This window comes from Acidovorax sp. ST3, assembly GCF_003231145.1.
Classification (GTDB): Bacteria; Pseudomonadota; Gammaproteobacteria; order Burkholderiales; family Burkholderiaceae_C; genus Acidovorax.
This window is the reverse complement of the sequence record NZ_QKVP01000001.1, coordinates 870116-882821: the sequence shown is the minus strand read 5'-3', so window position 1 is coordinate 882821 and position 12706 is coordinate 870116. Positions and strand designations below refer to the sequence as shown.

The 12706-nt window shown below is 66.4% G+C and carries 13 protein-coding genes and 1 riboswitch; of the genes, 1 reads left to right on the top strand and 12 read right to left on the bottom strand.

The genetic code is table 11. The features are described from left to right. Positions 1 to 81: 81 nt before the first annotated feature. The 4 genes from DNK89_RS03935 to thiO form a co-directional block, all read right to left on the bottom strand. The gene (locus DNK89_RS03935; protein WP_110958974.1) at positions 82 to 978 is read right to left on the bottom strand and encodes a thiamine phosphate synthase; all 897 of its coding nucleotides are present in this window, start codon (positions 976 to 978) and stop codon (positions 82 to 84) included. Then, positions 971 to 1780, bottom strand: coding sequence for a thiazole synthase (locus DNK89_RS03930; RefSeq protein WP_015013752.1), 810 nt, complete (start codon positions 1778 to 1780; stop codon positions 971 to 973). The genes DNK89_RS03935 and DNK89_RS03930 overlap by 8 nt, the downstream gene beginning before the upstream one ends. Before the next feature lie 78 nt (positions 1781 to 1858). Next, positions 1859 to 2056 carry a sulfur carrier protein ThiS gene (gene thiS, locus DNK89_RS03925; RefSeq protein WP_110958973.1) on the bottom strand — a complete coding sequence of 66 codons (198 nt, stop codon included), beginning with the start codon at positions 2054 to 2056 and terminating at the stop codon, positions 1859 to 1861. Beyond that, positions 2053 to 3186, bottom strand: coding sequence for a glycine oxidase ThiO (gene thiO / locus DNK89_RS03920; protein ID WP_110958972.1), 1134 nt, complete (start codon positions 3184 to 3186; stop codon positions 2053 to 2055). Before thiO ends, thiS begins: the two co-directional genes overlap by 4 nt. 279 nt (positions 3187 to 3465) lie before the next feature. Here thiO and thiD point away from each other — a divergent pair, with 279 nt between their 5' ends. After that, positions 3466 to 4341, top strand: coding sequence for a bifunctional hydroxymethylpyrimidine kinase/phosphomethylpyrimidine kinase (thiD, locus tag DNK89_RS03915; RefSeq protein WP_110958971.1), 876 nt, complete (start codon positions 3466 to 3468; stop codon positions 4339 to 4341). A gap of 84 nt (positions 4342 to 4425) precedes the next feature. Here thiD and DNK89_RS03910 read toward each other — a convergent pair whose 3' ends face one another. From DNK89_RS03910 to DNK89_RS03875, 8 genes are all read right to left on the bottom strand, one after another. Continuing rightward, complete coding sequence (locus tag DNK89_RS03910; protein ID WP_110958970.1) at positions 4426 to 5706, bottom strand: cytosine permease; 1281 nt, start codon at positions 5704 to 5706, stop codon at positions 4426 to 4428. Positions 5707 to 5775: 69 nt separating this feature from the next. Next, positions 5776 to 5880: riboswitch (TPP riboswitch) on the bottom strand. 55 nt (positions 5881 to 5935) lie between these two features. Next, the gene (locus DNK89_RS03905) at positions 5936 to 6976 is read right to left on the bottom strand and encodes an NAD(P)/FAD-dependent oxidoreductase (protein ID WP_110959191.1); all 1041 of its coding nucleotides are present in this window, start codon (positions 6974 to 6976) and stop codon (positions 5936 to 5938) included. 46 nt (positions 6977 to 7022) lie between these two features. Then, positions 7023 to 7352 carry a ferredoxin FdxA gene (gene fdxA, locus DNK89_RS03900; RefSeq protein WP_008904181.1) on the bottom strand — a complete coding sequence of 110 codons (330 nt, stop codon included), beginning with the start codon at positions 7350 to 7352 and terminating at the stop codon, positions 7023 to 7025. Positions 7353 to 7478: 126 nt separating this feature from the next. After that, complete coding sequence (locus DNK89_RS03895; protein ID WP_110958969.1) at positions 7479 to 8852, bottom strand: sulfate adenylyltransferase subunit 1; 1374 nt, start codon at positions 8850 to 8852, stop codon at positions 7479 to 7481. Continuing rightward, the gene (cysD, locus tag DNK89_RS03890; RefSeq protein WP_110958968.1) at positions 8852 to 9805 is read right to left on the bottom strand and encodes a sulfate adenylyltransferase subunit CysD; all 954 of its coding nucleotides are present in this window, start codon (positions 9803 to 9805) and stop codon (positions 8852 to 8854) included. The genes DNK89_RS03895 and cysD overlap by 1 nt, the downstream gene beginning before the upstream one ends. A 14-nt stretch (positions 9806 to 9819) precedes the next feature. Beyond that, positions 9820 to 10443 (bottom strand): phosphoadenosine phosphosulfate reductase family protein, encoded by a 624-nt coding sequence (locus DNK89_RS03885; protein ID WP_110958967.1) that lies wholly within the window; start codon positions 10441 to 10443, stop codon positions 9820 to 9822. A gap of 49 nt (positions 10444 to 10492) precedes the next feature. After that, complete coding sequence (locus DNK89_RS03880; RefSeq protein ID WP_110959190.1) at positions 10493 to 10879, bottom strand: DUF934 domain-containing protein; 387 nt, start codon at positions 10877 to 10879, stop codon at positions 10493 to 10495. A 36-nt stretch (positions 10880 to 10915) separates the two neighbouring features. Beyond that, complete coding sequence (locus tag DNK89_RS03875) at positions 10916 to 12700, bottom strand: nitrite/sulfite reductase (RefSeq protein WP_110958966.1); 1785 nt, start codon at positions 12698 to 12700, stop codon at positions 10916 to 10918. Positions 12701 to 12706: the final 6 nt, after the last annotated feature.

Below are 12706 nucleotides of genomic sequence, written 5' to 3'. Positions count from 1 at the left end.
GTTCCATCGACCGCCCCGGCGGCGGTCAAGCGGCGCGGCAATTGCTGCAGCTCCGGCCGCTGCGCTGGAGCTATTCAGCCATCACCGCATCAGCGCCAGCAGCGCTGCGGCTGAGGCTTCAGGGTCCGGTGCATTGACCAAGGCCCGCACCACCGCTACGGAACCCACGCCAGTGGCCAGCACCGTGGGGAACTGCTCGGCGCTGATCCCGCCAATCGCCACTTGCGGGTAGTGCCGCATCAGCCGCGCATACACCCCCAGCCTGCCCACGCCCTGGGGTGCGGTGGCCATTTTTTTGAGGGTCGTGGGGAACACGGCACCCATCGCGATGTAGCTGGGCCCAACAGCGTCGGCACGCACCATTTCGGCATACCCATGGGTGCTCACGCCCAGGCGCAGGCCGGAGCGGTGGAGCGTCTGCAACTCGTCGGCAGTGAGTGCGTCCAGGTCTTCCTGGCCAAGATGGATGCCGTAGGCGCCCGCATCGATCGCATCCCGCCAGTGGTCGTTGATGAACAACAGTGCGCCCGTGCCTTGCACTGCCTCGACGGCGGCCTGGACTTCGGCCCGGATGGCGCGGGCGTCGTCCGACTTGAAGCGCAACTGCACTGTGGGCACCCCGGCGCGTGCCATGCGGCCCACCCACTGGGCGTCGGGCAGCACGGCATACAGGCCCAGGCGCTCGGGGCACGCGCCAAACTGCTGGACGCGCGGAAGTCCCTGCAGGCCAAAGTCCTGGGGTTCGTCGGGCCACTGCTCGGGCTGTGCGCTGCCGGTACGCAGTGCGCGCGCCTGCCAGGCGCGGGCCAGGCATTCGGCGTCGTGGGCAATGAAACCCAGTTGGCTGCAGGCCTGCAGCGCGGCCACGTAGACAGGGTCCTGCGACGTGGGTGTGGGCACGGGCTCGGGCGCAAACCCTGCAAAGGTGGCCGCGTGGTGGCTCAGGATGGCGTGCGCCAGGGCGGTGGTGTCATGCATGGGCGTGGTGCCAGAAAGGGGTGCCTAGCACGGGGGTGCTGGGCTGGGCGGCATCTTGGGCGGCCATGGCACCGGCCAAGCGGGCTGCGCGCCCGGCACTGACGGCATCGGCAAACGCACCGGCCATGGCCACGGGGTCCTGCGCCAGGGCGACGGCGGTGTTCAGCAGCACACCGTCATAGCCCCATTCCATGACTTGGCAGGCGTGCGAGGGCAGGCCCAGCCCGGCATCGACCAGCATGGGCACGTTCAGGCGTTCGCGCAGTGTCTGCAGCGCGTAGGGGTTGACCGGGCCGCGCCCGGTGCCAATGGGGGCGGCCCAAGGCATCACAGCCTGGCAGCCCACGTCCACCAGGCGCTGGCACAGCACCAGGTCTTCGGTGCAGTAGGGCAGCACCTGAAAGCCTTCCTTGATGAGGTGCTCGGCCACGCCCACCAGATTCAGCGTGTCGGGCTGCAGGGTGTAGTCGTCGCCGATCAGCTCCAGCTTAATCCACGGGGTGTTGAACACTTCCCGTGCCATCTGTGCGGTGGTGATGGCCTCTTGCGCGCTGTGGCAGCCGGCGGTGTTGGGCAGCACGGGCACGTTGAGCTTGCGCAGCAGCTCCCAGAAGCTGCTGCCGCTCTCGGCCGGGTTGCTGCCCTGGCGGCGCAGCGAGGCCGTGACCATGGCGGGCCGGGCGCGCAGCACGGCGGCTTCGAGCACGGCGGGCGAGGGGTAGCGCGAGGTGCCCAGCAGCAGGCGGCTGGCGAACGTCTGGCCGTACAGCACCAGCGGGTCTTGGGGCGTCGGAGTGGTCATTGGATTACTATGATTTTGATAGCTGTTGGCGCATGCTTTGTATGCACTAGCAGCCATTTTGATTGAGTTCCTGTTACCTCAGCCGCCGGTGACCGGCGAGATGATCTCCACCCGGTCGCCAGACTGCAACGCATGGGCGGCGTAGCGGGTGTTGGGCACAAAGGTGGTGTTCACGGCCACGGCAAACGGGGGGCGCGCTTCGATGGCGGCCACAGCATCGGCCACGGTGGCGCCTTCGGGCAGTTCGTGCGGGACTTGGTTGATCGAGATGTTCATGCAAATGCGGGGGCGGCAACGCCGGTCGGGGCGGGTGCGGTGGGCTCCAGTTCCAGCCGGAGGTCAAAACGTTCGGACAGGGTCGATTGTCCCGTGTTCAGCACCTCCAGGGTCACGTCCAGCATGGCGGGCGAGATCATGAAGCCGTGGCGGTACAGGCCGTTGATCTCCAGCACGCCCCGGCGGGTCTGGCGGATGGCGGGCAGGTTATCGGGCAGCGTGGGGCGGCACTGCGTGGCCAGTTCCAGAATCCGCCCTTCGCCAAAGCCGGGGTGCACGGCGTAGGCGGCGCTCAGCAGCTCCAGGGTGGAGCGCACGCTCGCAGGGGAGCGGTCGTCGGACTCGATCTCGGTCGCGCCGATGACGAACAGATGGTCTTCCTTGGGCGCGATGTAAATGGGGTAGCGGGGGTGCACCAGTCGGGTGGGGCGCTGCAGCGTCACGTCGGGTGCGTGGATGCGCGCCACTTCACCGCGCACGCCGCGCAGCGCGCTCCACTCGCCCTTGGCGCCCAGGCCCCGGCAGTCCAGCACTCGGTCGGGCTGTCCGGGTGCGCCGGGCGTGAAAGCATCGGGCGACTGGGGCGTGTGCCAGTGCGCCCGCACTCCCAGGCGCTCCATTTCCACCACCAGGGCGGCCAGCAACTGGCGGTTGTCCAGCTGGCCCTCGCCGGGCAGGTACAGGCCCTGGTTGAAGCGGTGCGCAAGGGCAGGCTCCACCTGCTCCAGGGCGCCGCTGTCGAGCTTTTGCAGGGCGGGCAGCTCGGGCAGGCTGCGCTGGTTGTTTTCCAGCTGGCGGGTGAAGCGCTGGGCTTCGGCCACGTCCTGGCGGTGCCACACGATCAGCGTGCCAGCCTGCTGAAAAAAAACGGGTTCTGACAGGGCTGCCAGCAGCTCGGGCCAGCGGTTCAGCGCGTGATGGCCCATGCGGACCACGCCGGGTTCGGTGATCGCGGACTCTGCCAGCGGGGCCAGCATGGCCGCAGCCACCGTAGCCGCCGAGTTCTCGGCGGCGGTGCCGCCCGCGTCATAGATGTCCACGCGATGCCCCTGGCGCGCCAGCTCCACGGCCAGCAGACGGCCCATCAGGCCTGCGCCCAGGATGGCAAAGGAAGAAGGTTGAAGTGACATAGATCCGTCAGTGTGTCCGTGGTGTGGCAAGCGGCCATGGACAAAACGGGGTCACCGTTGATGGAAACTCCCCACGCCAGCATGACCTGGATCGGGTAGCGGGGCTCCTGCTGCGGTCGCAGTGCACAGGGTTCTGTACAGGCCCCAGGGTATTTCTCAGTCGCACGCCCAAGAACAGCATCTTGATGGCAGGACACCCCTGTTTCGTCCGGAAAATGAATTACAGCACATCCCCCATGTGCCCCGTTTTGACGTGGCGCATAGGCCATAATTTTTGCCATGATTTCACCGACGACCTCCTTGCCCTCGACGGGCCACCGCTACGCACGCGTGCTGTCCATCGCAGGGTCCGACAGCGGCGGGGGCGCAGGCATCCAGGCCGACCTCAAGACCTTCAGTGCGCTGGGCTGCTACGGCATGACGGCCATCACCGCCATCACGGCCCAGAACACCTGCGGGGTGACGGGCATCCACGGCATTCCGCCCGAGATGCTCAAGGCCCAGATCGATGCGGTGGTGCAGGACATTGGCGTGGACGCCGTCAAGATCGGCATGCTGCACTCGCCCGACGTGGTGCATGTGGTGGCAGACGCCATTCGGACCTACCAGCTGCCGCACGTGGTGCTGGACCCGGTGATGGTGGCCACCAGTGGCGACCGGCTGATTGCGCAGGAGACGGTGGCCGTGCTGGTCCGAGAGCTGTTTCCGCTGGCCGAGGTGGTCACGCCCAACCTGGACGAGGCCGGTTGGCTGCTGGGGCGCCGTATCGAAGGCGTGGAGGCGCTGGAGCTGGCCGCGCAAGACCTGCTGCGGCTGGGCGCCCGCGCCGCATTGCTCAAAGGCGGGCACTTGCCGGGCGACTGGGTGGTGGATGTGCTGGCCGTACAGGGTGGAGAACACGAATCAGGACACGGCCACCGGTTGCAGTCACAACGCATTGCCACCCACAACGGGCATGGCACGGGATGCACCCTGTCGTCTGCGATTGCAGCCCACTTGGCGCTGGGCCTACCGCTGGAGCAGGCCGTGGAGCAGGCACGGGCCTACATCCTGGGGGCTATTGCTGCCGGAGCGAATGTCACCACCGGCCGGGGCCACGGCCCCCTCAACCACGGCTACGCGCCGGTGGCACAGCGGGTGTTTCAGGCGCCATAGAGCGTTTTACTAGGTGTTTTGAGGCGCAAGCGCTAGTCAACAATGCGCTGAGTGCTCCTCTTTTGATAGTGCTTTGGCGGCGACTCAGCGTGCCTTGGGCCTTGTCGCCCATGCCAGCACAAAGCTGAACGCCAGCGCGGGCAGCGCAGAGCCCGCGTCAGGCAGCACCTTGGGCGCCAGGTGGTACACCGCGATGCCGGCCAGCCAAATGGCTACAGGCGCCACATTCACCTTGCGCGCTGTCGCCAGCAGGGCGGGCGCATCGGTGCCAAAGGCCAGGCGTCCGAGGATCACGCCAAACAGCGGCACAAACACCGAGCTGAGCAGCAGCAGAAACGGTTCCAGGCTGTGCATGGGCAGCACCAGTGCCAGCCCGGTGCACAGCGCGGCCACCAGCAGGCCCCAGGCGCGCACACCCCAGCGCGGCAGCAGGCTATGGGCCGACACGGCGCCTGAATACGCATCGCCATAGGCGTTGTCCACCTCGTCGATCAGGATCAGCGACAGCGCAATCAGCCCGCCTTGGGCCAGCAGCAGCGCCTGCACCAGGTCCTGGCTGGGCAAGGTCAGCGCCACCAGCACACCCAGGCTGTAGCACCAGATGTTGGCTAGCGCATAGCCCAGCCACGTGCCGCGCAATGCGGAGCCGCCGTTTTTGCCATGGCGGGCATAGTCCGCCACCAGTGGTAGCCACGAGATGGGCATGGCGATCACCAGGTCGAGCGCGGGCAGCACGCCCATGCCGCCGTCGCCCTTGCGCGTCCACAGCGCTTCAAAGCCTTGCGTTTGTGCCAGCGACAAAAACTGCCACGACAGCCACAGCAGCGACAACACCACCAGCGGCAGCGCAATGCGTGCAATCAGCTTGCGCACCAGCTGCACCATCGATCCGCTGATCAGCAGCATCACCACGCCGCCCCACAGCAGCGTGGCCAGTACGGGCCAGTGGGCTCCCGCCATGGCGCCCGACTGCTGGCCGATGGCCACGGTGGCATCGCGCATCACCACCAGCTCGAACGTGCCCCAGCCCACCAGCTGCACGATGTTCAGGATGATGGGCAGGCTGGCAAACGTGCGGCCATACACCGCGTGCATCAGCCCCGCACTGGCCAGGCCGCTGTCGCAGCCCAGCTTGGCCACCCAGCCCAGCAGGCCCGCACCCACGATGGAACCGGCCACGATGGCGATCAGGGCCTCTTTGGTACCCAGCGCAGGCATCAGATAAGCACCCACCTGCATGACCAGCAGGCCCACACCCAGGCTGAACCAGAGCGAGGCGTGGTCATGCCACTGGAAAACGCGGCGGTCGGATGAGACAGGGGCCAGCGCTTCGTTGGCGGCGTGCGTGGCGGGCGATGAGGACATGGAATGGCTCCGTAAGCAGATACAGAGCAGGGGCGGCCCGCCGGTGCGCCCTGACTTCTTCAGAGCCGTGCCGTGTCGGACTTGCTTCCCTGCGCGAGGATGATCTCAATCAGGTTCAAAGGGACTCTCTCAGTCGAGGCGGGCGGGCCCACATCGACACCCCTAGCGGTAGCGCTTGCTAAAGCAGCGCGCTGCGGATTGTAGTGGTGTGCGGCCGTCGCGCGCCCAGTCAGGCAGCGGTGGCCGGGGCCACGCCCAGCAACTGGTGCAGGCGCGGGCTGGTGGTGGTGTATTGCAGCGCCACCTTGTCGCCCTTGAGCGCCTCGGCCGCGCCAAAGGCGGCCAGCGTGGCCTCGTGGAAGCCACACAGGATGAGCTTGCGTTTGCCGGGGTAGGTGTTGATGTCGCCAACGGCGTAGATGCCGGGCACGCTGGTGCGGAAGGCTTCGGTGTCCACGACCAATTGTTTGCGGTCCATGGCGATGCCCCAGTCGGCGATGGGGCCGAGGCGGGGCGAAATGCCCAGTACCGCCACCAGCAGGTCCAGCGCCAGGGCGCGGGTGCTGCCGTCCGCATCTACGACTTGCAATGCAGTGAGGCGGTCACCCGCAGTGTCGATGCCGGTGATCTGCGCGGCCTCGACATGGATGCGACCTGCGTCGCGCAATTGCTGCAGGCGTTGCAGCAAGGCTTCAGGCGCCTGGAAGACGTCGCGGCGGTGCAGCAGGCTCACGCGGGCGGCCTGGCCTTGTTCGGCCAGTTCCACGGCGCGGGCCACGGCGGGCTCGTCGCCGCCGTGCACGACCACGTGGCGCCCGGTCACATCCACCGTCGCGGGCAGGCTTTGGTAGTGGACCTGGGTGCCGACAAACCGCTCGATGCCGTCCACCTTGAGGGTGCGCGGCACAAAGGCGCCCACGCCTGCGGCAATGAACACGCTGCGGGCCAGCAGTTGTGCGCCTTGCGAGGTTTCGACCAGCAGGCGCCCGTCCGCTTGTACGGTGAGGGCGGACACCAGCGCGTTCAGGTGCCACTGGGTCTTGAACGGCGCGATCTGCTGAAGCAGCAGGCCGGCCAGCTCACGCCCGGTGCACACTGGGATGCCCGGGATGTCGTAGATGGGTTTGTCGCCGTACAGCTCGACGCACTGGCCGCCCGCATGGGGCAGGGCGTCGATCAGGTGGGCGGTGATGCCTTGCAGGCCCAGCTGGAAGACCTGGAACAGGCCCACGGGACCTGCGCCGATGACAACGGCATCGGTCTCCACCACGGTGGGCGCTTGCAAAGTCTCGGTCACCAGTGGGGCGCGCGGCAGGTTACTTGATCAGTTCGTTGACCTTGCCCGGCTTGCCGTTCCACTCGTCGGCGTCGGGCAGTGCAGGCTTGCGCTTGGTGATGCTCTTCCAGCCGTCGGCAAAGGCCAGGTCGGCGTTGAGCTTGATGAAGGCGATCTGGTCGGCCGGCAGGTCTTCTTCGGCAAAGATGGCGTTGGCCGGGCACTCGGGGATGCAGACGGCGCAATCGATGCACTCATCAGGATCGATGACGAGCATGTTCGGGCCTTCGCGGAAGCAGTCCACGGGGCACACGTCCACACAATCGGTGTACTTGCACTTGATGCAGTTTTCGGAAACGACGTGGGTCATGACAGGAGTTGTGTGGGTCGGTGAAAACCCTCGATTTTAGAAGCTTTCACCGACCTTTGGTTACAGGGCCCCTTGCTGCGAAGGGGTGTCTCGGGCGTGCGGAGTCTGATCTGGGTCAGTGGCCCATCAGTTGACCAGCACGGCGCCCGCAGTTTTGTGGCTGGCGGTGTCCACCAGGATCAGCGATCCGAGCACGCGGGCCTGGGTGAACGGCGCAGCGGGAATCGCCTCTTGCAGCAGCAGTTCCACATGGCCGATGGCGTTGGGGTCGAGCTGCGTGGCGGCTTCTTCGGCCAGCGTGTTGATGTTGAGCTTGTGCACCACGGCCTTGACCTTGGCCTTGACCCAGCGGTGGCCATGCAGCGCCCAGTACACGCGGCCCGCGACCAGGGGTTCGTCGTCCATCCAGGCGATGGTGGTGCGCAGCTCGCGGCTGGCGGGCCAGGCCGGGGTGGCGGCGAGTGTGTCGCCAAAGTCATCGTCGGCAGCCGGCGTTGCAGCAGCCGTGGGCGCGGCCAGAATCCAGTCGCCGCGCGATACGTCCACCTCGCGGTCCAGGATGATGCCGGCGCTGGTGCCTGCGGGCACGTCCTTGGGGCGGCGGGCGTGGTCCAGCACCTGGGCCACGGTGGCCAGCTGGCCGCTGGGGAAGATCTGCACGGCCGTGCCGGGCGCGAAGGTGCCCGCAGCCACACGGCCCCAGAACACGCGGCGGCCCTGGCTGGTGTCGGACGAGGACGAGAACTTCTCGACCCACTGCACCGGGAAGGCCGGTGCCAGCGCTGTGTCGGCGGCGGTGTTGGGCAACTCTTCCAGCACTTGCAGCAGCGTGGGGCCGGTGTAGCCGCACCAGCCGGCATGGGCATCGACCACGTTCCAGCCCTTGAGGGCGGACACTGGCACCGTGGCACGCACGGTAATGTCAGCGGCCTTCGCAAAGGCATCCAGGGCGCCTTGGATGTGCTTCCAGGCCAGCGCGGGGTCTTCTACCGCGTCGAGCTTGTTCACGGCAAACACCAGCGAATGCACGCGCAGCAGGTGCACCAGCAGGCTGTGGCGGCGGGTCTGCGGCAGCAGGGCCAGGCCGGGGTTCTTCCAGTCGAGCTTGGTGGCATCGACCAGCACCACGGCGGCGTCGGCGCTGCTGGCGGCCGTCACCATGTTGCGGGTGTACTGCTCGTGGCCGGGTGCATCGCCAATGATGAACTTGCGCTCTTCGGTGGCGAAGTAGCGGTAGGCCACGTCGATGGTGATGCCTTGCTCGCGCTCGGCGGAAAGGCCGTCGGTCAGCAGGGCCAGGTCGGTCTCACCCTGGCGCTGAACGCCGGCCAGGTGGTCTTGCAGCACGGCCTTGCTGTCCACCAGCAGGCGGCCAATCAGCGTGCTCTTGCCGTCATCGACGGAACCACAAGTGATGAACTTGAGGGCGGAGATATGGTCGTTTTGGCTGGTGGCGCTAGTGTTATTTGCGCCGGCAGCTATTGAATTGATAGCGGTCATCAGAAATACCCGTCCTTCTTGCGCTTCTCCATCGAAGCATCCGATGTCTTGTCGTCCATGCGCGTGGCGCCGCGCTCGCTCACGTCGGCGGCCAGGGTCTCGATGACGATCTCGGCCGGGGTGGCGGCGGTGCTCTCCACCGGTGCGGTGCAGGTGATGTCGCCCACGGTGCGGAAGCGCACGTCGCGCGTCTCCACCACCTCGCCTTCGCGCGCGGGGGTCAGTTCGGTCACGGGCATCAACAGGCCCTTCTTGTCCACCACCTGGCGCTTGTGCGTGTAGTAGATGCTGGGCAGGCCGATCTGCTCGCGGTCGATGTACTGCCACACGTCCAGCTCGGTCCAGTTGCTGATGGGGAACACGCGGAAGTGCTCGCCGGGTTGCAGGCGGGTGTTGAACAGCGTCCACAGTTCTGGGCGCTGGGCCTTGGGCTGCCATTGGCCGAAGCTGTCGCGGTGGCTGAAGATGCGCTCCTTGGCGCGGGCCTTTTCCTCGTCGCGGCGGGCGCCGCCGATGAGGGCATCAAAGCGGAATTCCTCAATCGCTTCGAGCAGCGTGACGGACTGGTGCACGTTGCGCGACTCGCCCGGGTGGGCCAGGCGCACGGTGCCGCGCGCCATCGAATCCTCCACGCTGCGCACGATGAGTTCGGCGCCCAGTTCCTTCGCGCGGAAGTCGCGGAAGTCCGTCACTTCAGGGAAGTTGTGGCCCGTGTCGATCATCAAGAGCGGGTAAGGAATGCGGCCCGCACCAAAGGCTTTTTCGGCGCACTTGAGCATGACCAAGGAATCCTTGCCGCCCGAGAACAGCAGGGCGGGGCGCTCGAAAGCGGCGGCGACTTCGCGCAGGATGAAGATGGTTTCTTCTTCCAGGGCGTCGAGGTGCGAGTTGTTGAGGTGGTAGCTCATGTTGTTGGTTTTCTCAAGCAGCGCTGAGTCGGTGCGGGCGTTCATGGGGGTGTCCGGGTTCAGTGGGCCAGATGCAGGCCGCACTCGCGGTTGTCTTCGCCCTTGGTCGGGTCCACGTAGTCGAAGTTGTTGGGCAGGCCGTGCTTCACGCAGTATTCGTGCAGGTCTTTGGACGACCAGTGCAGCAGCGGCGCCACTTTGATGAGTCCGTCGGGGTTGATGCTCACCGGGTCCATCTGGGCGCGCACGGCGGTGTCAGTGGCGCGCAGGGCGGTGAACCAGACTTGCGGTGCGGTCTCGCGCAGGGCGCGGGCAAAGGGTTCGAGCTTCACCTCTTCGGTGAAGGCAGCGTGGCGCGGGTCGTCCAGCGCGGGTGTGGGGCCGTCCACGGCTTCACGGTGGGCGCGCGAACGCAGGGGCAGGTAAATCTTCAGGTTCAGGCCCAGCTGCTTCGTCACCTCGTCGGCAAAGCGGTAGGTGGCTTCGGTGTTGTAGCCGTTGTCCATCCACACCACGGGGACGTCAGGGTTCACCTGCGTGACCATGTGCAGGATCACGGCTTCAAAAGGGCGGAAGTTGGTGGTGACGATGCTGGTCTTGCCCAGGCCCAGGGCCCATTCCACCAGGGCGGGCGCGTTGCGGCCCAGGTCGGCGTTGATGCGTGCGAGATCGATTTGGCTCATGGTGAGGGACTCGTGTGTTGGTGCAGCGGGCGCGTGGGCAGTGCGCCTGTCAGGCCGCCTTGGCGGCAAACAGGGGTTGGGGGTTCACTGCGTCGCCCTGGTAGAAGCCAGGGAAGCGTTCAAACTGGCGCTGCGCATCGGCAGCGTCCACGCCCTCGCGCAACACAGCGCTGGAAAAACCCGTGCGCTGCATCTGCACCAGCTGGTCGATCAGCACATCGCCGGTGGCGCGGATTTCGCCCTTGAAGCCACGGCGGCGGCGCAGCAGGAAGGCCTGGCTGAACGCGCGGCCGTCGGTGAAGTTGGGGAAGTGCAGATCCACACGTTCCACGCCTTCCAGCGGCAGGGCCATGGCGTCGGCATCGTTGGCCAGCGCCACCGCGCGGGCGTCGCCTTCTGCCGGGGGCTGGTGTTCGTGGGATGCGAGAAGTTTCAGGTTCATCATCGTTCCGGGATCAGGGGCAGTGCGGCTTCAGGCCGTGGCCAGGGTTTCGTCTTTGTGGCGTGCCTGCTTGGCGGCTTCCTTGAAGGGGTCGAGGCCGGTGCGGCGCACGGTGTTCTGGAAGGTCTCGCCGCTCTCGCGCAGGTCGCGGTAGGTGTTGAGCACCGCCTCGACCACGTCCGGCACTTCGGCCGCCGAGAACGAGGGGCCGATCACCTTGCCGGCCACGGCAGCGCCCGAAAGGTCAGAGCCGTCGGAGCCTCCCAGCGTGACCTGGTACCACTCCTTGCCGTCTTTATCGACGCCCAGGATGCCGATGTGGCCGCTGTGGTGGTGGCCGCAGCTGTTGATGCAGCCGCTGATGTGCAGGTCGATCTCGCCGATGTCGTCCAGCTCGTCCAGGTCCTGGTAGCGCTGGGTGATGGCCTCGGCAATCGGCAGCGAGCGGGCGTTGGCCAGCGCGCAGAAGTCGCCGCCGGGGCAAGCGATCATGTCGGTGAGCAACTGCACGTTGGCGCTGGCCAAGCCCAGGGCCTTGGCTTCTTGCCACAGCGCGAACAGGCGGCTGGCGTGTACCCAGGGCAGCAGCACGTTCTGGTCGTGCGTCACACGGGCCTCACCGGCGGAATACTTGTCCACCAGGTCGGCCAGGGCGATGAGCTGGTCGCTGGTGGCGTCGCCGGGCGACTGGCCGGGGCGCTTGAACGACAGCGTCACGGCGCGCAGCTGGGGGTTCTGGTGCGGGTGCACATTGCGCTGCAGCCAGCGGCCAAACATCACGTGTTCTGCGGCCTGTGCGTCCAGCTGGGCTTGCAGGGTCTCTGGCGCCACGTCGGCAATGTCAGCCAGCTTCGGTGCCACAAAGCAGGCGGCCACGCGGTCGAACTCGGCCTGCGGGATGGTGTGGGGGCCACCGTCGATCTCCAGAATCTGGCGGTATTCGGCTTCCACATCGTCGATGTACTGCTGGCCTTCAGATTTCACCAGAATCTTGATACGGGCCTTGTACTTGTTGTCGCGGCGGCCGTGCTCGTTGTACACGCGCACGATGGCCTCGATGTAATTCATGATCTGGTTCCAGGGCAGGAACTCACGGATCACGGTGCCAATCACCGGCGTGCGGCCCATGCCACCGCCCACAAACACCTTGAAGCCGATCTCACCCGCATCGTTCTTGACCAGGTGCAGGCCCACGTCGTGCCAACCGGTGGCTGCGCGGTCGTCCTTGGCGCCGGTGATGGCGATCTTGAACTTGCGGGGCAAGAACGCGAACTCGGGGTGCAGCGTGGACCACTGGCGGATCAGCTCCGCATAGGGGCGGGGGTCCACGATCTCGTCCACGGCGATGCCTGCCAGCGCGTCGGTGGTGGTGTTGCGGATGCAGTTGCCGCTGGTCTGGATGCCGTGCAGGTTGACGCTGGCCAGCAGGTCCATCACGTCGGCGCTTTTGGACAGCGGAATCCAGTTGAACTGCACGTTGGTGCGGGTGGTGAAGTGGGCGCAGTTCTTGGGCAGGAACGTGGTGCCCAGCTTGCCCTGGCCTTCCATGGCGGCCTTGAAGACGGCGGCTTCGGGCTCGTCGTATTCGCGGGCAATCTGTGCCAGCACGCGCAGCTGGCGGCTGGCGATTTCGCCATAGGGCACGGCCACGCGCAGCATCGGGGCGTAGCGTTGTACGTACCAGCCGTTTTGCAGGCGCAGCGGGCGAAAGTCGTCTTCGCTCAGCTTGCCTGCCTGCCAGCGGTTGAGCTGGTCACGGAACTGCGCTGCGCGTTGCTTGACGAACTCGGTGTCGAAAGCGGTGTATTGGTACATAGAGAA

Bases quoted from the DNA above. Each gene is read 5' to 3' on its own strand.
- fdxA (WP_008904181.1), bottom strand. From the start codon at position 7,352: ATGACCCACGTCGTTTCCGAAAACTGCATCAAGTGCAAGTACACCGAT.
- thiO (WP_110958972.1), bottom strand. From the start codon at position 3,186: ATGTCACTTCAACCTTCTTCCTTTGCCATCCTGGGCGCAGGCCTGATG.
- thiD (WP_110958971.1), top strand. From the start codon at position 3,466: ATGATTTCACCGACGACCTCCTTGCCCTCGACGGGCCACCGCTACGCA.
- DNK89_RS03885 (WP_110958967.1), bottom strand. From the start codon at position 10,443: ATGAGCCAAATCGATCTCGCACGCATCAACGCCGACCTGGGCCGCAAC.
- DNK89_RS03910 (WP_110958970.1), bottom strand. From the start codon at position 5,706: ATGTCCTCATCGCCCGCCACGCACGCCGCCAACGAAGCGCTGGCCCCT.
- DNK89_RS03895 (WP_110958969.1), bottom strand. From the start codon at position 8,852: ATGACCGCTATCAATTCAATAGCTGCCGGCGCAAATAACACTAGCGCC.
- cysD (WP_110958968.1), bottom strand. From the start codon at position 9,805: ATGAACGCCCGCACCGACTCAGCGCTGCTTGAGAAAACCAACAACATG.
- DNK89_RS03935 (WP_110958974.1), bottom strand. From the start codon at position 978: ATGCATGACACCACCGCCCTGGCGCACGCCATCCTGAGCCACCACGCG.
- DNK89_RS03875 (WP_110958966.1), bottom strand. From the start codon at position 12,700: ATGTACCAATACACCGCTTTCGACACCGAGTTCGTCAAGCAACGCGCA.
- thiS (WP_110958973.1), bottom strand. From the start codon at position 2,056: ATGAACATCTCGATCAACCAAGTCCCGCACGAACTGCCCGAAGGCGCC.
- DNK89_RS03930 (WP_015013752.1), bottom strand. From the start codon at position 1,780: ATGACCACTCCGACGCCCCAAGACCCGCTGGTGCTGTACGGCCAGACG.